The sequence below is a fragment of the Moraxella tetraodonis genome, assembly GCF_022359095.1.
Taxonomy (GTDB): Bacteria; Pseudomonadota; Gammaproteobacteria; order Pseudomonadales; family Moraxellaceae; genus Faucicola; species Faucicola tetraodonis.
This window is the reverse complement of record NZ_JACSYB010000004.1, coordinates 19,040-40,386: the sequence shown is the minus strand read 5'-3', so window position 1 is coordinate 40,386 and position 21,347 is coordinate 19,040. Positions and strand designations below refer to the sequence as shown.

Sequence of the window (21,347 nt, the reverse complement as noted above, 5' to 3'; positions counted from 1 at the left end):
CAACCCACAACTTACCCCAGAACAATGACTTGAAGCCTATTAGCGTATCAGCCAAAATAACCAACTCACCACACCCAATAATGTCAGCAATAATTTAGCCTTATGTCAATGGTGTTCTACACAGGCAAAATCGTGCTTGCCATGAATAACCCAACCGTGGTTATATTGACCGACCGTAACGACTTAGACGACTAGCTTTTTACTACATTCTCGGCATCGGTTCAATTGCTTAGGCAATCTCCAAAACAAGCCGGAGATCGAGAGCAGCTCAAAGAACTACTTAAAGTCAATTCTGGCGGTGTCATTTTTACCACCATTCAAAAATTCCAGCCAGAAGACGGTAGCAATGTCTATGACACGCTGTCCGAACGCCATAACATCATCGTCATCGCCGACGAAGCACACCGCTCGCAATATGGCTTTGCCGCCAAAGAAGTCGATGTCAAAAACGATGCTGGCGACGTGACAGGCAAACGCACGGTTTATGGTTTTGCCAAATATTTGCGTGATGCCTTGCCCAATGCCACTTATCTAGGCTTTACAGGCACACCGATTGAAAAAAACGATGTCAACACCCCAGCGGTGTTTGGTGATTATGTTGATATTTACGACATCTCCCAAGCCGTTGAAGATGGGGCAACGGTGCGGATTTTCTATGAATCACGGCTTGCCAAAGTGGCGGTTAGTGACGAAGGCAAAAAATTGATAGCCGACTTTGATGAAGAATTTAACGAAGACGAACTCACCGCCACCCAACAAGCACGAGCCAAATGGGTCAAAGCCGAAGCCTTAATCGGTAGCCATGACCGTATCCAAGCGGTCGCTGCCGACATCGTACAACACTTTGAACAATGCCTATTTGCCAATGCCAACCAAGGTAAAGGCATGATTGTTGCCATGTCTCGGCGGCTTGCAGTGGATTTGTACAATGCGATAATTGCATTATGCCCAGCATGGAGCAGTGAGGATTTATACAACGGTGTCATCAAAGTGATTATGACCTCATCGGCAGCCGATGGGGCAGCTCTTGCCAAGCATCATACAACGAAAAAAGACCGCCAAATTTTAGCAAACCGTATGAAAGACCCAGAGGATAAGCTCAAACTGGTTATCGTGCGGGATATGTGGCTAACAGGCTTTGACGCTCCCAGTATGCACACGCTTTACATCGATAAACCGATGAAAGGTCATAACTTAATGCAAGCGATTGCCCGTGTCAATCGGGTGTACAAGGATAAAGCAGGGGGCTTGATCGTTGATTATCTGGGTATTGCTGCCGATCTGAAAGAAGCCTTGAGCTTTTACTCAGATGCTGGCGGTAAGGGCGACCCAGCCGTGGTGCAATATGAAGCCGTCATTATCATGAAAGAAAAACTGGAAGTGTTAGACGGCATTATGCACGGTTACGACTAGCACAAATACTTTACCTCAGACACCGCTGAAAAACTCAAAATCATTCTCGAATCCGAAGATTTTATCTTAGGCATTGAGCAAGGGGAAGGAAAGACCCGTTTTATTCGTGCTGTAAGCTCGCTCAGTCAATCTTTCACCCTAGCCGTACCCCATCCTACCGCAATGGAAAATGCACCTCTTGTAGCGTATTTCCAAGCGGTTAAAGCACGTTTGGTCAAATTCAATGAACCGACGACCAATTCTGCAGGTATCGGCAACAGCGAATTGGAAACTAGAGTTAAACAGACCATTGACCAGGCCTTAGTGAGTGAAAAGGTCGTCGATATCTTTGATGCCGCTGGTATTCAAAAACCCGACATCTCTATCTTATCTGATGAATTCATGGAAGAAATGCGAGATTATGAACACAAAAACATTGCTCTAGAAACTCTTAAAAAACTACTGAATGATGAAATAAAAGTGCGAGAGCAACACAGCGTTACCCAAGGCAAAAAACTCATGGACATGCTCAACAACGCTATCAAAGGCTACCAAAACAAAGTCTTAACTGCAGCTGAAGTAATTGAAGAGCTTATCAAGTTAGCGAAAGAAATCAAGGAATCCGATAGTTTGGCTAATGAGCTGAAACTGAGTGACTTTGAATATGCCTTCTACTCGGCTGTGGCAGAAAATGACAGTGCTAGAGAACTCATGGGTCAAGATAAACTCCGAGAACTAGCAATTGTATTAACGTCAACCATTCGTAACAATGTTAGTGTCGATTGGACTATTAAAGAATCTGCAAGGGCTAAAATTCGTACTGTCGTAAAACGTTTGCTCAGGAAATATGGTTATCCACCTGATATGGAGCTTTTAGCTACAGAACTCGTATTACATCAAGCAGAGGTAATTGCTGAACAATTAGTTAGCTAAAAAAGCTTTATATTTTATTTACTGTTTTTGATAAAAAAATAAGACGACGTTTCATTACCTCACTATTTTAATGATAAAAGTAGGTTTTTAATGTTTTTAATGTTTTTAAATACTTTTAATAGTTTTTAAACAAGCCGCAAGTCGCCCATACCAAGGCTTATATAAGATATTAGACGACGTTTAGTTACCCATAAGACGACGTTTAGTTACCCATAAGACGACGTTTAGTTACCTATAAGACGACGTTTAGTTACCTATAAGACGACGTTTAATTACTCATAAGACGACGTTTAGTTACCTTAAATAAAGATATCTAAATATATATTATTAGACGACATTTAGTTACCTTAAATAAAGATATCTAAATATATATTATTAGACGACATTTAGTTACCTTAAAATTTTTAAAATAATAGGACGACAAATTGTTACCTCAGGATTGATTCAGATAAATTTATTATAAGACGACATTTTATTACCAATTTAATTCCTAATGATTCATATAAAACGCATAATATATCTGTTGCGTTTAAACGACATAAAAAATATAATCGTCTTAAATAAGTTTTTAAAATAAACTCAAATGTCTAAATCTTCAACTCAAAAAGATATAGTCGTTAAGTCTAATAGACTTAATTCTGCACTTCAAAATTTAAGCCTAGCTGAAATACGAATTATCCAATTAGCGATTGTAGATGCTCGTGAAAGTGGAAAAGGTCTAGATCCATCTACGCCTTTAACAATTAGTGCGTCACGCTATGTAGAGGTATTTGAAACTACGCGACAAAATGCCTATATGAGGATTAAAGAAACTGAAGAGACATTGTTTAATCGCCGATTTAGCTTTATTGATGAAGATGGTCTACTGGTAAAAAGTCGTTGGTTGTCTCAAGTGCGGTATTTAGATAACCAAGGTGAAATTGAATTATCTTTTACGCCAGCTGTAGTCAAGGGAATTAGCAGAATTGATGGTGCAGTTGATTTTTTTACTCAGTATTCTTTACAACAAACATCTGGTTTGGATAGCGCTTATTCAACTCGGCTATATGAATTACTTGTTCAATGGAAAGCGGCAAAAAAGACCCCTTTATTTGAATTAGAAACATTTAGAGCGCAGTTAGGATTGCAAGAAAACGAATATGCGAGGATGTTTGATTTTAAAAAACGTGTCTTAGATATGGCAGTTAATGAAATTAATAAAGTGACTGACTTAAAAGTGTCCTACCAACAAATTAAAGAGGGACGGAGTATCATAGGATTTATTTTTACGGTAACTTTAAAAAATAAAGAAGCACCATTAAAGGATGTAAAACGTGATACCAATACCCTCGATATGTTCGTGCCAATGACCGATAGTCAGCGTTACCATTTTGCAAAAAAGTTATCCAAGCTTCATGAATTATCTTACCTTGCTAAAGGGGAGGCAGGTCGAAACTATGACGTGTTTGCCGAACAAATTGCCAATGAGCTTTCAGATCCTGAGCGAGTTAAGTTTTATGAAAAGTACTTAGTGCAAGTAGGATTTAAAAAATCAATTTGAAATTTAGGATTAATGAAATTAGCATAGTCATACCAATTATCAATATGACGAACCTATTATGACCGTCGCCATCCTTCACCGACTCGAAGCCCAAAGCTACCAACCCATTCCTTTGTTTTTAGAAGCCATTCCAGCAGGATTTCCCTCACCTGCTGAAGGCTATGTTGAAGAATGTGTGGATTTAAATGACTTGTGTATCGATCATCCTAATGCCACTTTCTTAGTCAGAGTCGATGGGTTGTCGATGATTGATGCAGGTATCTATCCCAATGACTTGCTGGTGGTGGATCGGAGTCTTGAGACCCAACATGGCGACATTATCGTCGCTCGCTTATTTAATGAGTTTACGGTTAAAGAGCTCAATCTTTATCCTTATCCAAGTTTAATTGCCCATAACGAATCCTTTGAAGACATTACCTTAGTCGGTGAAGTTGACTTTGAAGTATTTGGTGTGGTCACCAATGTCATTCGCCCCATTGGTCGCGGCACTAAACGTCCTATCTACAAGTAAGTTTTCATTTCATCTAATTTCTTATCGCTGTTTACAACTCACACGACGGTCATTGTCGTTTAGTCGTCATTTGTCATTTTGATGACTTGTCTTTTTGCCTAAACTAGTCTTAATTTTTTTTGCCATTGTTATGAACCCTTATGTACGCCTTAATTGATTGCAATAGCTTTTATACGTCTTGCGAAAAGCTGTTTCGTCCTGACTTAACACATAGACCGGTCGTGGTGCTATCCAATAACGATGGCTGTGTGGTTGCTAGATCCGCGGAGGCTAAAGCATTAGGGATTAAAATGGGCGTTCCTTACTTTCAGATTAAAGACTTTCTACAGCAGCATCGTGTTGCAGTATTTAGCTCCAATTACGCCTTGTATGCTGATATGTCAGCGCGGGTGATGAATACACTTGAACAGCTGTGTCCTGACGTGGAAGTGTATTCCATTGATGAAGCGTTTTTATACCTAGGTCGCTATCCAGCGGCGCTTAACGATTTAACAGCTTACGCCAAGCTCATTAAAACTACCGTTGAGCGTCATACTGGCATTCCAGTAGGGGTTGGGGTTGGGAAGACCAAGACCTTGGCGAAACTGGCCAATTACGCTGCTAAAACGCATCCAGCGACGCAAGGGATTTGTGTGTTGGATAAAGCCAGCTGGACTGAGCGGTTGATGACCATTACACCGGTTGAAGAGGTATGGGGGATTGGTCGTCAGCATACTAAAAAACTACACAGTCTAGGCATTACCACAGTAGCACAGTTTGCCGCGATGTCACATAGCTTAGTGCGTCAGCATTTTAATGTGGTTATGGAGCGTACCAATTTAGAACTCAATGGCATTATGTGTTTAGGTTTAGAAGCGGCAATGGCTAAACAAGAAATTGTGTCATCGCGCTCCTTTTCTAAAAAGATCACCGAGTTTGATGACTTAAGCCAAGCGGTGATGGGTCATGTGTCTAAAGCAGCGGTCAAACTGCGTAAGCAGCAAAGCGTGTGTAAGATACTGGTGGTGTTTGCCAAGACCAGTGCCTTTAACCCCAATGAGCCTTACCAAAGTATTCGCGGTCAATATCAGTTTATTAATGCCACCTGTGATACCCGGGTGATGATTGCTGGCGCTAGACAAGTACTAGAGCGGATTTATAAACCTAATTTAAAGTATGCCAAAGCCGGTGTCATGCTGTGTGCGATTCAAGATCAGGCTACCATCGTTGATGATTTGTTTGAGAAGCCTGACCTCTTAAAACAGCAGCAATCACAAAAGCTAATGGCAGTGATGGATGCGATTAATCAGCAGATGGCGTACCAGAGCAAAGCTCAAGCCAAAGGTTCATCTAAAGGCAATGGTGGCCGATTGTATATTGCCAGTACCGGCATAGCCAAGCAGCAAGACTGGCAGATGAATCGAGCGTTTTTAAGCCCAAGCTATACCACCAAACTGTCTGATTTATTAACTGTGCATTAATTTAACCAAGAGAATCCTGTATGTGTGCCAACTTTCAACCGATTACCCAAGCGCAAGCGTCACGCTTTACCAATCAGCAGTTAAGCTTTGACTTTAAAGACGAGATTTATCCGGGTTACGAGGCACCGATACTATTTGCCAATATCGGTGACCCAGCAGAGTGGCGATCTGCGATGTTTGGTATGATTCCTAAATGGGCCAAAGACACCAGCTTTGCTAAACACACCTACAATGCGCGTAGTGAAACCGTTGCCGGTAAACCAAGTTTTAAACACGCTTGGTACAATAACCAGTTTGCGTTAATTCCGGTACAAACCATCTATGAGCCTAAATACATTAACGGTAAAGCACATCGCTATGGCATTCACCGCGAAGATAATGAGCCTTTTACCGTGGCTGGGTTATATGAGATGGTAAAAATTGGCGATCAATTGATTCGCTCTATGACTATGCTCACTATTAATGCCGATCAGCATCCGTTTATGTCCCAGTTTCATAAACCTGAAGATGAAAAACGCTCGATTGTGGTGATTGAGCCTCAGCATCGAACGGATTGGCTTAACATGACGCATGAGAACGCATTTGAGCTTTTGTTACCAATGGGAGAGGGATATACAGCCGAATACCGTCCAAAGCCGTCAAAAACGCATGACAGTGCGCCTAATGAAGATTTATTGGATTTACTGTTGCCTAAGTCGTAATAAAATATGGGGATAGACGATTTAAACCATCAGCAGCAAATGAGTGGTTTGGCTAATAAACAACCCATCAGTCATTTGACCAAAGATGAGCAGATTGCCGTCATCTTTGATCGGGTAGCTGCCTATAACCAAACACATGACACCAGCAAACCCTTGTTCTTTGATACCGAAACCACCGGTGGCGGCAGGGAAGACCAAATCATCGAAATTGCGTTTTGTGATAGTGATAGAAATCTGATTATCGACACGCTAATCTACACAGATAGACCTTCAAGTACAGGGGCATTTAAGGTGCATGGTATTTATCCTCATGAGCTGATAGGTAAACCTACCTTTATTGATATTCAACCCGCGATTGTACAGTTGCTCAAAGGAAGAACCCTGTATGCCTATAACGCAAACTTTGATATTAGTATGATGCGCCAATCGGGTCATAAGCTTCGCTTGCAGCAAGTTGAGGTTAAATGCTTGTGCAAGCAGTTTGCTGATTTTATCGGGCAATACTCACCGTATTTTAAAGCCAATCGCTATTTTAGCCTAAGCGAGGCTTGTTCGCATTTTGGGGTAGAACATAGCAATGCGCACCGAGCTACGGCCGATGCGCTCGCGTGTGTGACGGTATGGCAGGGGATGGTGGGAAGTCATCATTGGGATTATTAAAAGCTCGAATTTAACATTTTTGAGTTTTTAATAATAGTGTATATTTTAAAAAACATAGTATTTGCAAAGGCTAATAAAACACGTTTCACAAGAAACTAATTTATCATATTAGCGCCACTGCTCAAATCTGACAGCCTTTACTTTTGAATGTATGAGGGCGTTCAAAATTCTGTGTCAGGATAAATTAAATTAGAGGCTCATTACAGCATCTAATCGACCAGGGAAATGGATAGACAACTGCATCATTGTTTGTCCCCAATTGTTAATTGGCATTGTCCATTTCTCCGACGCATTTAACATACCAACATACAAGAGCTTAAGCAAGCTAGTTTCATTTGGGAACGCTCCCTTAGTCTTGGTCAACTTACGAAATTGGCGATGCACTGCTGGGGCGGCGTTGGTTGTATAAATTGGCTTTCTGACCGCTTCGGGGTACTTGAAATAAGCAGATAGCAAGTGCCACTTATCTCGCCAAGAAGCAATCACAGCAGGATATTTATTACCCCAAAGCCTATCAAGCTCATCAAGGGCTAACTCAGCAGATTCCTTATTCACTGCCTTATAGACAGGCTTTAAATCCCGCATAAAGGCTTTTTGGTCACGACTTGCCACATAGCGAATACTGTTACGGATTTGATGAATCACACACAGTTGCACCTCAGTATTAGGGAATATGGCTTGAATGGCTTCAGGGAAGCCTTTAAGCCCATCGACACAGGCAATCAGAATATCCTGTACGCCACGATTGTGTAAGTCAGTGAGCACCGATAGCCAGTAGTTTGCTCCTGAGCAAGGAAATAGCGAAGCATCGCTTCGCCCGAGCGCAAGGCGAGAGCTATGCTCGAGTGGGCTCTCGGAGCAGTACAAACCAATGAGTTCTTTACGACCTTCGGTATTGAGTGCTAACAGCGTGTAAACCGCTTTATTGACATAGCGTCCTTCTTCTTTGACTTTGTAGTGAATGGCATCGAGCCAGACAAATGGATAAACGCTATCGAGTGGACGAGATTGCCATGCTTTAAGCTGAGGGATAAGCTGGTCTGTGATACTACTGATGGTGGCTTCTGAGACCTCAAGCTGATAAATCTCAGCAATGTGGTCTTTGATAGCCGTATAGCTCATGCCATGCGAGAATAGCTACAGGATACGATTGTCAATTTCAGGGGTAAGCTTAGTTTGATGCTTTTTAACCAGTCACTCAGGCATAGCCTTCGTCTTGCGCTCGGGCGAAGCGATGCTTCGCTATTTCCTCGCTCAGGTTCAAATTCCCCATTACGGTCACGTGGCGTTTCAAGCTCAAAGCTACCAACGGCTGATTTGACGGTCTTTTTGCTGTAGCCGTTACGGCGATTGCTACTGGGACTTTGTTCAAGGTAGCTGTCTATTTCAGCCGATAGTGCCGCTTCGGTGAGTTGCTTTATGAGCGGGGCAAGGACACCATCACTGCCTGTGATGGGTTTACCAGATTGAATAGCTTTTAAGGCTTCGTTAAAGTCAAAGTTTTGCATGTTGTCATTCCTGTTTTATTTGACAGTTTATGGGAATGACACAGTTTTTTGAACACTACCAATCTTAGTTGACCCCTATACCGCTACCTACTATTTTATTCCTTCTTCTCTAACGCTCTTAACTCCTTACGTAGCACTTTGCCCACCGCAGATTTGGGCAAACTGTCAACAAACTCGACTTTTCGTGGGCGTTTGTAGCCTGTTAGATTCTCTTTGGCATAATTAAGTAGGGCTTGTTCGGTTAATTGGCTATTTTTACGAACTGCAAACACTTTAGGTACTTCGCCACTAGAATCACTCGGCACCCCAATAACGCCGCATTCAAGAATATCAGGGTGTTGCATGATGACTTCTTCGATTTCATTAGGATAGACATTAAAACCTGAAACCAATATCATCTCTTTTTTACGGTCGACGAGCTTAATAAAGCCTTTGTCATCCATAACCCCAATATCACCTGTTTTAAAATAGCCTGTCTTACTAAAAGCTGTGAGCGTTTCAGTAGGTGCATTGTGGTAGCCTTTCATGACTTGAGGGCCTTTAACGGCAATTTCACCGCGTTCACCCAGTGCCACAGGTCTCTCATCATCATCGAGCAATACCACATCCGTTGAGGAAGCAGGGATCCCAATTTTGCCCGTAAAATGTTCAATACGAATGGGGTTAAACGCCACCACAGGGGAACATTCTGACAAGCCATAGCCTTCAACAATGATAGTGTCCGTGATTCTGTGCCATTCTTCAGCGACATTACTATTGACTGACATACCGCCAGCAATCGTAACCTTTAATTTAGCAAAGTCAGCTTCCCTAAATTTCGGGTGATGTACCAGGGCATTAAATAACGTGTTAATCCCAATAAAAAAGGTCAGTGAATAGCGATTAATATATTTTACCATGGCGTCTAAATCGCGTGGATTGGCAATTAACAATTGCGTGTAACCCATTCTAAAAACGTATAAGCAGCATATGGTAAAGGCAAACACATGATATAAAGGCAAAGCGGTTAATATCACATGTTCTCGTTCGCGCTCTTCTTGGTTAAAACTCGTGTCGACTAAGGCATCAATTTGTAAAATATTAGCAATTAAGTTCCCGTGAGTCAGCATAGCACCTTTGGCTACCCCTGTGGTACCGCCTGTATATTGCAGCAATGCGGTATCTTCTAAGGTCAGATCAGGACGCTGATACAAGGCAGGGTTGGATTTAAGCACGTCGCTAAACCAAGAAAATTGCTTAATCTGCCAATCAGGTACCATTTTTTTGATATATTTTGCTCCAAAATTAACCAGCGTGCCTTTAACTTTACCTAGCATATCGCCCACGCGACACATAATCACATACTCGACCAAGGTAGGCGATATGGCTTGATAGGTATGGGCAAAATTTTCTAAGATAAAAATGGCTTTGGCTTCCGCATCTTGAAGTTGATGCTCAAGTTCGCGACTAGTATAAAGCGGATTGACATTGACTAATATCAGCCCTGCACGCAATACAGCGATTGCAACAATTGCATATTGAATCACGTTCGGCAGCATGATCGCGACCTTATCCCCTTTGACTAATCCTAACTCTTGCAAATAAGCAGCTACGGTTCGACTGGTCAAATCCAGTTCGCGGTAAGTAAAAGCTCGACCCATACTGAGACTTGCGATGCGATTAGGATGATTCTGCATCGTTTTTTCAAGGATATCGATGAGAGAGGTATCCTTGTTAGGCATGTGGATATTGGGCGAAATACCGTAGCACTGATAAGTGGCGAACCAGGGTTTATTAAAGTTGTTTTCAAAAGAGTTATCATGGGCTGAAGTCATATGAAACCTATTATCTTTGATAGTGTTATATAAATTAAATAACTATTTTATCAGTCCATACTTTATTAAAATAGGTTAAACCTAGCATTTGTGTGCACGATCGTTCACTTAAAATTACTTTACCAATGCCAAAAAATATGGCTCACCAACAAAAGTTTTCTACTGTGGATGTTGCTAAATTAATTCGATCTGAGATATTAATTAGCTGTATTGAACATTTGAGATACAAAAAGTGTAATGATGAAGTGAACTGTACTGATAACCTGTTCACAATCTTTTCAATAATAATGCAATGAAAGCCAAATGTACAAACTGCAAGCTGGCATTTAAATAGCGCTCACCGTTTTTCCAAAGTTGTAGTGGTCAAGTTTAATTAGACAGCCTTTAAAAGATTTTGATTAAAAAACTGTTTTTCTTTCTCGACTGGTGTTAAGTAAATATTGAAGCTATGTGGTCTAACTTGGCTGTAATAACCTAGAATATAACTGGTGTAGTGGTCAAGTAAACTGTACTGGGTGAATAGCCACCAAAAATCTAGACACACATAACCATCTGTTGATGGTTCTTCTCATACTCTAACGGAGAACGTTGACCAATGGAACCGTGTCTGCGTTTAGAATTATAAAACATCTCAATATACTCAAAAATATCTGATTTAGCTTCATCTCTTGAAAGATATATTTTCTTTTTGATTCTTTCACGCTTTAGCAACTGAAAAAAGCTTTCAGCAACCGCATTATCATGGCAGTTGCCTCGTCTGCTCATACTGCTTTCAAGATTATGATGCTTAAGAAACGTCTGCCATTCATGACTAGTATATTGACTGCCTTGGTCAGAATGAATCAGCACTTTATTCTTAGGGTTTCTTCTAAGCAAAGCCATCAATAATGCATCTAGTATAAGGTCTGTTGCAATCCTTGACTTCATAGACCAGCCAACCACAAGACGTGAAAACAGGTCAATTACCACTGCTAAATATAGCCATCCTTCATGTGTACGGATATAAGTAATATCTGTGACCCATGATTGATTTGGCTCAATTGGATTAAACTGTCGGGCTAACGTGTTCGCGGCAACAACAGACGGTGTACCTGCATAGGACCGAGGTTTACGATAGCCACGCTGTGATTTAAGACCATTTGCTTTCATCAGTCGATGTACACGATTGACACCACAAGCTTCACCAATATCTTTTAAATCATAGTGAATCTTGCGATAGCCATAGACACCACCCGATTCTAGCCAAAACTGTTTGATTAATCCTGATAGCTTTTGATTTTCTCTAGCGGTTTTGCTAATGGGCTTTTTTAACCAAGCATAATACCCACTGTGATGAACATCTAAAGTAGAACATAGGCGACGAATAGACCATAAGTTCTGGTTGTCCCGAATAAAGGCGTACTTCATTTGGACTGACTTGCGAAGTACACCGCGGCCCACTCGAGCATAGCTCTCGCCTTGCGTCGGGGCGAAGCAGCGCTTCGCTTATCCTTCCTTATTTAATATGTCTCGTTCCAGCTTAAGCTGTGCGACTTCTTTTTTCAGTCGTTGGATTTCTTGTTGTTCGGGTGTGATAGCTCTACCTGTGGCTAATGGTTTGCCTGATTGTTCTGCACGGTATCGTTGTAGCCATTTTTCTAAGGTTGATTTGCCAACATTGTATTGACTGGCAACATCGGGCACTTTTTGCCCTTGTTCTTCAATCAATTTGATGAGTTCAAGTTTAAATTCTGCTGAGTATTGATTTCTAACTTTTGTCATGAGATTATTCCTCTACTTAAGGTATTATAATCTCTTATTAACTGTCTTGGTTTACTATGCCACTACAAAATACAACAATTAAAAAAACAAGGACTAATTATGCAGCTGATTCGCGGTCAAAAATTAAAGGTCAATGATATATTGCCGAATGCCTCATCATTTTCTTTACAAGTAGATATAACAAGTTCGCTTGTGATTGATGTCTCAATATTTGGTCTAGATCATGCAAATCGATTAAGCGATGAAGCTTATATGATTTTCTACAATCAGCCCATTAGTCCTTGTAACTCTATCAAATTGACAAAAAACAGTGACAAACACTCAGTGTTTGAGGTTAATTTATCTGCCTTAGACACTAAGATTGAGCATCTGATGGTGACATTAGCGATCGACGGACCTGGTATGATGTCGCAAATTGGCAATAGCCAGATAAGCATCTTAAACTTACAGGGGCAGGTAGTAGCCAGTTTTGCATTTGATGGCAATATGTTTGAACAGCAGCGCGCTATTATGCTATTGGAATGCTATAAAAAGGACGGTATTTGGCGCTTCAATGCAGTTGGTCAAGGATTTAATGGTGGCTTACCAAGTCTGATTGAGTATTATGGCGGTGAAGTTGCAGAATCGAGCCAAGCGCCTGCATTAGATGCTTCTAAAGCTCAGACACAGAATGTCGCAACACCAACCAAAGTTTCGTTAACAAAGGTTACACTTGATAAGCCTAATATCCCACATAGAGTGAATCTAACAAAGCAGCAGTCATCATTTATTGTCGAAGCAATTTGGGTGGATAATGGTGATAGCTGTAGTGATAACGATGACTTAGATTTAAGGGTAGGCATTTTGATTGAAGGTGAGAAAAAAATGCATTATATACATGCACCAAAGCAAATGGGCGCTTTGGAAAAATTTCCTTTTATCAGACACTTGGGTGATGTTACTGGCGCTAGCACTAGCGAGCCTGGTGTTGAAAGAGTCGAAATTAATAGTGACATTGCAAAATTAATAGGTGGTCGGGTTGGAATCGTATTCTCTGTATACTCTGCCATTAGCAATGGTGCGGTATCAATTGCTTCGCTACAGCCGAAAATGCGTATGCAGTATGGCGACCAAATTGTAGAGTGTGTCTTTAATCCTAGTGTCTCTGCCAAAGCTAAGAGTAGCTATGTTTACACGTATGTCATTGGTACTGCAGTGATCGATCAACAAGGCATTGTCATTGAGCATTCGGGACAAACTTCAAAGTTGCATAGTGAAGATACACCACGACTCCATTGGCAGCAAGGAAAGCTATCTACTACCATTGATGGTGAGCCAATGTTTAAGTGACCAATTTTTGGATTAAACGATGTACTAGAAATCAACATTGAATTCTTTAGCGTACAACTAGAAATCAACATTGAATTCTTTAGCGTACAATATGGTTCGAATTCTGTGCTGACCCCAAATATCAGAATGCAAAAGACCGCATTAAAAGGTCGGTCTTTTATTTTCAATAATAACAAGTGTTGAGTTGACTTAAAATTTACAAGGTAAAGCTTATTAAATTGTAAAGACTAATCTGCAAACTAAAAACCCTATATTTACACTTTCTTTATATCTGCACTTTAACAATTAACGGCAAATTTACAAGCTTCTTGGTAATAATAAGCATTGACAAATTTTATGCTTAATTTATCAAGGAGTTGGCTATGCAAGCGTTAGCAGGGTTGATGGCACTCGGGTTATTTATCTATCTGGTGTACGTCCTTATCAAAACGGAGGAGTTTTAATGACTTCCTCTGCCTTCATTCAAGTCCTTTTATACCTTGGGGTATTATTTATGCTTGCCTATCCGTTAGCAGGATTTATGGTGAAGCGGATGCAAGCCCCTTTATCTGCCAATGAACAACGCTGGTTTTCCCTTTTTGGGATGTTAGGCGTGGACAATCACGGCAAACTCAGTGGTGAGATGAACTGGAAACAGTACGCCATAGCAATTTTGCTATTTAATATCATTGGTTTAGTGGCATTATTCGGGTTGCAATTGCTACAAGGCATTTTACCGCTCAATCCAGAAAAATTTTCCGCACCCACTTGGCATTCAGCGTTTAACACTGCTGTCAGCTTTATGACCAATACCAACTGGCAAAGCTATGGTGGTGAATCTACCATGAGCTACCTGACCCAAATGCTAGGTATGTCATTGCAAAACTTTTTATCAGGAGCAACCGGGATTGCGGTAGCGTTCGCGTTAATACGTGGGTTAACCCGTAAAAACGCCCAAGGTATTGGCAATGCGTGGGTCGATTTGTGGCGAAGCAATCTGTATATTTTGTTGCCCATTGCCATCGTTATTACGTTGTTATTAGTAAGCCAAGGGGTGATTCAAACCTTATCATCAACTGTCAGTGTCAGCACATTACAAGGGGCAGTCCAAAATATTGCCCTAGGACCTGTTGCCTCGCAAGAAGCGATTAAAATGTTAGGCACGAATGGTGGCGGTTTTTTTAATGCCAACTCAGCACATCCGTTTGAAAATCCTACTGCACTTTCTAACTTTATTGAGATGCTCGCCATTTTCTTAATTCCAACAGCGTTATGTTTCTGCTTAGGAAAAATCAGTGGCAATCTGCGTCAAGGTATTGTGATTTTGTCGGCGATGACGCTGTTGTTTTTAGGCATGTATTGGCTCACTGTCAGCAGTGAATTGGCAGGCAACCCTTGGTTGGCTAACCAAGTGAGTGGTCTGGTGTCGCCTGATATGAGCGGCAATATGGAAGGTAAAGAAACCCGTTTTGGCATCGTCGCGTCTTCCCTGTTTGCGACTATTACCACGGCGGCGTCGTGTGGTGCCGTCAATGCCATGCATGACTCATTTACCCCCATGGGCGGTCTGGCTCCCATGCTCCAAATGCAGCTAGGTGAAGTGGTATTTGGCGGTGTCGGTGCCGGTCTCTATGGCATGTTGTTGTTCGCAATCTTGGCGGTGTTTGTGTCAGGACTGATGATTGGTCGTACCCCTGAATATTTGGGCAAAAAAATCGAACCGTATGAGATGAAAATGGTGGTATTAGGACTGCTTGCTGCACCGTTGACAGTACTCATCGGTACAGCGATTAGTGTGATGACGGAGACAGGTCAAGCCGGGGTATTTAACCCATCTGCTCATGGCTTTAGTGAGATTTTATATGCGTTTAGTTCGGCGGCAAACAACAATGGTTCTGCCTTTGCAGGACTGGGTGCCAATACTCCTTTTTATAATGTGATGTTGGGGATTGCCATGCTGGTAGGTCGGTTTGGGGTTATTTTACCCGTACTGGCATTGGCAGGTTCACTGGCGAAAAAACCACGATTACCTGTCAATAACGGTACGCTACCAACCACTACACCACTATTTGTTGGGCTACTTATCGGCACGGTGTTATTGGTTGGGGCTTTGACTTTTATCCCAGCGTTAGCACTCGGCCCAATTATTGAGCAAATCTGGATGCACCAGTAGCCGTCGCAGACTCACATTAAAGGAATTTATCATGACACAAACTATTAGTCCTAATCAGCCCATAAATACAAACCATCAGCCGAATGAACCTCATCATAAAAAAACACCACAAAGCATGTTTGCCCCTGAATTGGTCAAACCTGCGTTAAAAGAAACGTTTGCTAAACTAAACCCTAAAGTACAGTGGCGTAATCCGGTGATGTTTGTGGTGTATGTGGGCAGTATTTTAACCACGTTACTAACGATTCAAGCCTTAATTTTCCCCGAACATCGCTCAGAGTTTGGCTTTGATTTGAGCGTAACCCTTTGGCTATGGTTTACGATTTTGTTTGCCAATTTTGCCGAAGCCTTGGCAGAAGGACGTAGCAAAGCGCAAGCCGCTAGCCTTAAACAGGCTCGTCAAGACGTCAAAGCCCGTAAACTCCTTAATATCGAAGACCGTACTGCCACCATGACCGTGCTTGCCACAGAATTGGATAAGGACGATATCGTATTGGTGGAAGCCGGTGAAGTGATTCCTGCCGATGGTGAGGTGATTGAAGGCTTAGCCTCGGTGGATGAGTCAGCGATTACGGGAGAGTCAGCCCCTGTGATTCGCGAAAGCGGTGGCGACTTTAATGCGGTGACGGGTGGGACTCGGGTATTGTCAGACTGGCTCATCATTCGTATTACCCAAGCGGCTGGACAAGGCTTTTTAGACCGTATGATTTCACTCGTCGAAGGGGCAAAACGCAGTAAAACGCCCAATGAGATTGCGTTAACCATTTTATTGGTGGCGTTAACGTTTATCTTTTTAATGGTGTGCGTCACGTTACTGCCTTTTTCACAATTTGCCGTCAAAGCGTCAGGTCAAGGTATTCCAACGTCGCTGGTGATTTTGGTGGCATTGCTGGTTTGTTTAATCCCGACCACGATTGGCGGTTTGTTATCAGCCATTGGCGTCGCTGGGATGAGCCGTATGATGCAAGCCAATGTGATTGCCACCTCAGGGCGTGCGGTCGAAGCCGCAGGCGATGTCGATGTGTTAATGCTCGATAAAACAGGCACCATTACTTACGGGAATCGCCAAGCGTCGCAGTTTGTGGCAGCACAAGGTATTACTGCCAGTGAATTGGCAGAAACAGCGATGCTTGCTTCAATGGCCGATGAAACCCCAGAAGGACGCAGTATTGTTAAACTGGCGGAACAGCAGTTTAATTTGACTGATGCTAATTTTAAAACTCGGCCTTACGAAGCGATTGAATTTACTGCCCAAACTCGTATGAGTGGTACCGATATTGGCGGCCGACAGATTCGTAAAGGTGCTTTTGATGCCATTGCTCGCTGGGTTGAACAGGCAGGTGGCATCATTTCAAACAACGTCAAACACCAAGTCGAAGAAGTCGCTCGCCGTGGTAGTACGCCACTCGTCATTGCCGATGGTAAAAAAGTACTGGGTGTGGTTGAGCTAAAAGACATTGTAAAAACAGGCATTAAAGAGCGATTTGCTGAACTGCGTAGCATGGGCATTAGTACTGTGATGATTACTGGAGACAATCCCTTAACCGCCGCTGCGATTGCCGCAGAAGCAGGCGTTGATGATTTTATGGCAGAAGCCACCCCAGAGCAAAAACTGGCTCGTATTCGTAGTTACCAAGAGCAAGGTAAACTGGTTGCCATGACTGGTGACGGTACTAATGATGCCCCTGCCTTGGCACAAGCCGATGTGGCTGTTGCCATGAACAGTGGTACCCAAGCGGCAAAAGAAGCGGCGAATATGGTGGACTTAGATTCCAACCCCACCAAACTTATTGAAGTGGTGCAAACAGGCAAACAGATGCTAATGACCCGTGGTGCTTTAACGACTTTTAGCCTTGCCAACGACGTGGCAAAATATTTTGCCATTATTCCTGCTGCCTTTGCCAGCACTTACCCTGCGTTAAAAGTTTTAGATATCATGCATTTAGGTAGCCCAACCAGTGCCATTTTATCTGCCGTCATCTTTAATGCGTTAATCATCATTGCGTTGATTCCACTGGCGTTAAAAGGCGTGAAATACCGTGCTGCCAAAGCAGCGACGTTGCTACGCACCAACCTGTTAATTTACGGCTTAGGTGGATTAATACTGCCATTTATTGGGATTAAAGTGATTGATGTGATTTTAAACACCTTACATTTGGCATAGCCTGAGGGAAAATACGATGAATACGACAATCTATACCGATAATAACAACCAATCTGCCATTCAATTTGCCATGCTAAAACCGGCATTGCTATTGTTTATCATCTTAAGCATGATTCTAGGGGTGCTGTATCCGCTGGGGATGACCGCTGTCTCGCAACTGATGATGCCAACGCAAGCCAATGGTAGTCTATATAAAGATAGCCAAGGTAAAACGATTGGCTCACGCCTAATTGGGCAAAACTTTGATGACCCTAAATATCTGTGGGGACGCCCGTCAGCGGCGAAATACGATGCTAAAGCTTCAACGGGCAGTAACTTAGGTCCTCTAAACCCTGAGCTGGCGAAAAATGTGCAAGCCGCCGTTAGCAAATTAAAAGCAAGCGACCCCACCAATACCGCCCCAATACCGCTTGATTTGGTGACTACCTCTGCCAGTGGTCTTGACCCCCATATCTCACCTGCAGCTGCTGAATGGCAAGTGGGTCGTATTGCCAAACAACGAGGCATTAGCGTAGATACGGTTAAAAAAGCCATTCGTGATAATACCCAAGCCCCACTATTTGGCGTTTTAGGTGAGCCAGTGGTGAATGTGTTGGCAGTTAACGTGGCTTTAGATAAACTGGCTAATTCAAAACAATAAAGTAAACATAAGAGCAAGGCATGACTGATAACCGCCCCAACCCTGATGAGCTACTCAATCAAATTGAGGCAGAGACGTTGACCACGACCCGAGGCAAGCTCAAGATTTTCTTTGGCTCATCAGCAGGTGTGGGTAAAACTTACGATATGCTGATGGCAGCACGACAAGCCCAAGTTCAGGGCTTTAACGTACTTGTCGGCATTGTGGAAACGCATGGACGTAGCGAAACCGCTGCATTGCTCGAAGGCTTAACGATTTTACCACTCAAGCAAATTGACTATCGAGGACAAACCCTTAAAGAATTTGATATCGATGCCGCTTTAGCGATTCACCCAGATATTCTGTTGGTTGATGAACTGGCCCATAGCAATGTGCCGACTTCCCGTCATCCTAAGCGATGGCAAGATGTGGAAGAGCTAATCAATGCAGGCATCAATGTTTATACTACTTTAAATGTACAGCATTTAGAAAGTGTTAATGATGTGGTCAATCAAATCACCGGCATAGCGGTGCGAGAGACACTACCGGATTGGTTTTTTGATGCTGCCAATGAAGTGGTGTTGGTCGATTTGCCTGCCGATGAACTATTAACACGGTTAGAGGAAGGCAAGGTATATTTGCCCAATCAAGCCAAAAATGCAGTAAAAAATTTTTTTCGCAAAGGCAATCTGATAGCCTTACGTGAATTGGCACTGCGTCGTACTGCTGACCGTGTTGATACCGATATGCGTAATTATCGTAAACAGGCACGGATTTCACCAATATGGAACACCACAGACCAACTATTAGTCGGCTTAAGTAGTACTGGTAATAATGAACGCCTGATTCGCCATGCTGCTAGACTTGCGGGTAGCTTGCATACCAAATGGTATGTGACCCATGTGGAAACCCCATCTAACCTTTCCAAAAATAAGCAAAAAATCTTAGATGCCCTACGTTTGGCGGAATACATGGGGGCAACGACCCAGATTATTACCGCCAATAGTGTTGCTGAAGGACTGACGAGCTATGCCCATCAGTTTAATATTGGACGCATTATCATTGGACAACAACGACCCAAATTGGGGTGTTGGCGAAATTCTTTGATCGAGCAAATCGGTAAACAAGACACCAAGCTTGACTTAATCATAGTTAATCAAGTGGCTGACACCACCCCGAATACATCAGCTTCTCTTATTAGCAAAGCGCCGAACTATCAAGAGTTATGGGCAAACCATAACGTAAGGGCCTATCTGGTCGCAACCGTGGGTTGTACGTTGGTCACTGCCTCACTTGCTAAACTCACCCAATGGCTGGATTTAGCTAATGTTTTAATGCTGTACTTACTGATAATCGTGTTTGTTTCGGTACGTTTCGGTCGTTTTCCTGGGATTTTTGCGGTTATTGTTAGCGTATTAAGCTTTGATTTTTTCTTTGTTGAGCCAAAATTTTCTTTTTCTGTAAGCGATGTACAATATCTATTGACCTTTGGGGTGTTGATTGTCGTCTCCTTATTAATTAATAACTTAGCGGTTGGGTTACGGTTTCAAGCCCAATCCGCTCGTCGTCGTGAGCTCCAAGCCAAATCGATAAGTGAATTAAGCCAAGGCTTAAGTGCGGCACGTAAAACTGAACAGATTGCTGACCATGCGACGCTGTGGTTATTACAACATTTAGCCCGTTATGCATTAGTTGTCACGCCCAACAATCAAGGTCGGTTAAACTTGGTGAGTGATACCGCCGTACCGTCAGAATTTGATTGGGCAGTGACGCAGTGGGTATATGACCATAATCAGCTTGCAGGATTTGGCACCAACACGCTTACGGCGAACAAAATGCAATACCGTCCACTGGCAGCTTCAGGGCAAGTATTAGGGGTAATTGCCGTCTTGCCCAAAGATACCAGTTATTTTAATCAGCCTGAACAACAGCGTTTTTTAGATGTGGCAGTTGCCCAAATTGCTTTGGCATTGGAGCGAATTTATTTGGCAAAAGTTGCTCAAGAAGCGGTGATTCAAGTAAAATCAGAGCAGCTGCGAGGAACGCTGTTATCGGCATTGTCCCATGATATTCGCACACCGCTTGCGGTATTATCCACGCTCGCTGAAAGTTTATTGCAACTAACACAAACTGAGCAAGAACAGCATCAACTAGCATTAGATATCCAACAGCAAAGTAGGGCCATTGGACGTTTGGTGGTCAATATTTTAGATTATGCGTCACTGCAATCAGGCGGTATAAGCGTTAATAAACAATGGATTAGCCTTGAAGAATTGATTGGTGGAATATTAACTCAATTAGAGTTTGCTCTTGGCACTCGAGATATCATTGTGGATATTCCAGACGCCCTACAATTTATCTATACCGATGAATTATTATTGGCAAGAATTCTTAATAATTTACTCACCAATGCCATTAATTACTCACCGTTAGGGTCACCCATTCATATTCAAGCACTATCAGACAGCCAAAATCATTTTAAAATTAATGTTATTGATGCCGGTGATGGTGTACCCATTGAGATGCAAGCTAAGATTTTTGAACGCTTTACTCGTGGTAATCAAGAAAGCACAGTAACCGGTTTAGGGCTGGGTTTAGCCTTAAGTCGTGAACTGGTAAAAAGTTTGGGGGGCACGCTGAGCGTCACCAATGTGGTACCGCATGGGGCATGTTTTACCATAGAACTACCTCAACCTAGCCAAATCGAACAACGACAGTTTGCTAGCCAATTACATAATCAATCGCATATTTCGATTAATTCACCCTCAGATTATGAGAATTTACCGACCTAGATAACGAACCT

Annotated in this window: 12 protein-coding genes and 4 pseudogenes; 12 read left to right on the top strand and 4 right to left on the bottom strand. The window is 42.4% G+C overall.

Annotated features, from left to right (window positions below; genetic code table 11):
- Nucleotides 1-102: 102 nt before the first annotated feature.
- The 6 genes and pseudogenes from H9W84_RS12160 to H9W84_RS11545 form a co-directional block, all read left to right on the top strand.
- Nucleotides 103-2,325: pseudogene (locus H9W84_RS12160) on the top strand (type I restriction endonuclease subunit R); the annotation flags it as partial.
- Between the two features lie 583 nt (nt 2,326-2,908).
- Nucleotides 2,909-3,865, top strand: coding sequence for a replication initiation protein RepM (gene repM / locus H9W84_RS11565; protein WP_065252193.1), 957 nt, complete (start codon nt 2,909-2,911; stop codon nt 3,863-3,865).
- 58 nt (nt 3,866-3,923) lie between these two features.
- Nucleotides 3,924-4,376 carry a translesion error-prone DNA polymerase V autoproteolytic subunit gene (umuD, locus tag H9W84_RS11560; RefSeq protein WP_239743930.1) on the top strand — a complete coding sequence of 151 codons (453 nt, stop codon included), beginning with the start codon at nt 3,924-3,926 and terminating at the stop codon, nt 4,374-4,376.
- A gap of 140 nt (nt 4,377-4,516) precedes the next feature.
- Nucleotides 4,517-5,836 carry a Y-family DNA polymerase gene (locus H9W84_RS11555; protein WP_239743928.1) on the top strand — a complete coding sequence of 440 codons (1,320 nt, stop codon included), beginning with the start codon at nt 4,517-4,519 and terminating at the stop codon, nt 5,834-5,836.
- Nucleotides 5,837-5,856: 20 nt separating this feature from the next.
- Nucleotides 5,857-6,537: an SOS response-associated peptidase gene (locus H9W84_RS11550; RefSeq protein WP_239743926.1), complete on the top strand. Its 681-nt coding sequence runs from the start codon at nt 5,857-5,859 to the stop codon at nt 6,535-6,537.
- Between the two features lie 6 nt (nt 6,538-6,543).
- Nucleotides 6,544-7,197: a 3'-5' exonuclease gene (locus tag H9W84_RS11545; protein WP_239743924.1), complete on the top strand. Its 654-nt coding sequence runs from the start codon at nt 6,544-6,546 to the stop codon at nt 7,195-7,197.
- A 189-nt stretch (nt 7,198-7,386) separates the two neighbouring features.
- On the opposite strand, the pseudogene H9W84_RS11540 reads toward H9W84_RS11545, so the two are convergent.
- The 4 genes and pseudogenes from H9W84_RS11540 to H9W84_RS11525 form a co-directional block, all read right to left on the bottom strand.
- Nucleotides 7,387-8,705 (bottom strand): annotated as a pseudogene (locus H9W84_RS11540) (IS256 family transposase).
- Between the two features lie 95 nt (nt 8,706-8,800).
- Nucleotides 8,801-10,519 (bottom strand): AMP-binding protein, encoded by a 1,719-nt coding sequence (locus tag H9W84_RS11535; protein WP_239743922.1) that lies wholly within the window; start codon nt 10,517-10,519, stop codon nt 8,801-8,803.
- Nucleotides 10,520-10,786: 267 nt separating this feature from the next.
- Nucleotides 10,787-10,876: pseudogene (locus H9W84_RS11530) on the bottom strand (IS5/IS1182 family transposase); the annotation flags it as partial.
- 177 nt (nt 10,877-11,053) lie between these two features.
- Nucleotides 11,054-12,280, bottom strand: a pseudogene (locus H9W84_RS11525) (IS3 family transposase).
- A 99-nt stretch (nt 12,281-12,379) separates the two neighbouring features.
- Between H9W84_RS11525 and H9W84_RS11520 the strand changes: the two are divergent.
- From H9W84_RS11520 to H9W84_RS11500, 6 genes are all read left to right on the top strand, one after another.
- Nucleotides 12,380-13,609: a TerD family protein gene (locus tag H9W84_RS11520; protein ID WP_007117301.1), complete on the top strand. Its 1,230-nt coding sequence runs from the start codon at nt 12,380-12,382 to the stop codon at nt 13,607-13,609.
- A 362-nt stretch (nt 13,610-13,971) separates the two neighbouring features.
- A complete protein-coding gene (kdpF, locus tag H9W84_RS12225; protein ID WP_072092986.1) occupies nt 13,972-14,052 on the top strand; it encodes a K(+)-transporting ATPase subunit F in 81 nt (26 codons plus the stop codon).
- Nucleotides 14,052-15,761 carry a potassium-transporting ATPase subunit KdpA gene (kdpA, locus tag H9W84_RS11515; RefSeq protein ID WP_050325953.1) on the top strand — a complete coding sequence of 570 codons (1,710 nt, stop codon included), beginning with the start codon at nt 14,052-14,054 and terminating at the stop codon, nt 15,759-15,761. Before kdpF ends, kdpA begins: the two co-directional genes overlap by 1 nt.
- A 115-nt stretch (nt 15,762-15,876) precedes the next feature.
- Complete coding sequence (kdpB, locus tag H9W84_RS11510; protein ID WP_219300750.1) at nt 15,877-17,925, top strand: potassium-transporting ATPase subunit KdpB; 2,049 nt, start codon at nt 15,877-15,879, stop codon at nt 17,923-17,925.
- A 16-nt stretch (nt 17,926-17,941) separates the two neighbouring features.
- Complete coding sequence (kdpC, locus tag H9W84_RS11505; protein WP_219300742.1) at nt 17,942-18,565, top strand: potassium-transporting ATPase subunit KdpC; 624 nt, start codon at nt 17,942-17,944, stop codon at nt 18,563-18,565.
- A 20-nt stretch (nt 18,566-18,585) separates the two neighbouring features.
- Nucleotides 18,586-21,336: a DUF4118 domain-containing protein gene (locus H9W84_RS11500; RefSeq protein WP_239743921.1), complete on the top strand. Its 2,751-nt coding sequence runs from the start codon at nt 18,586-18,588 to the stop codon at nt 21,334-21,336.
- The last annotated feature ends 11 nt before the right edge of the window (nt 21,337-21,347 follow it).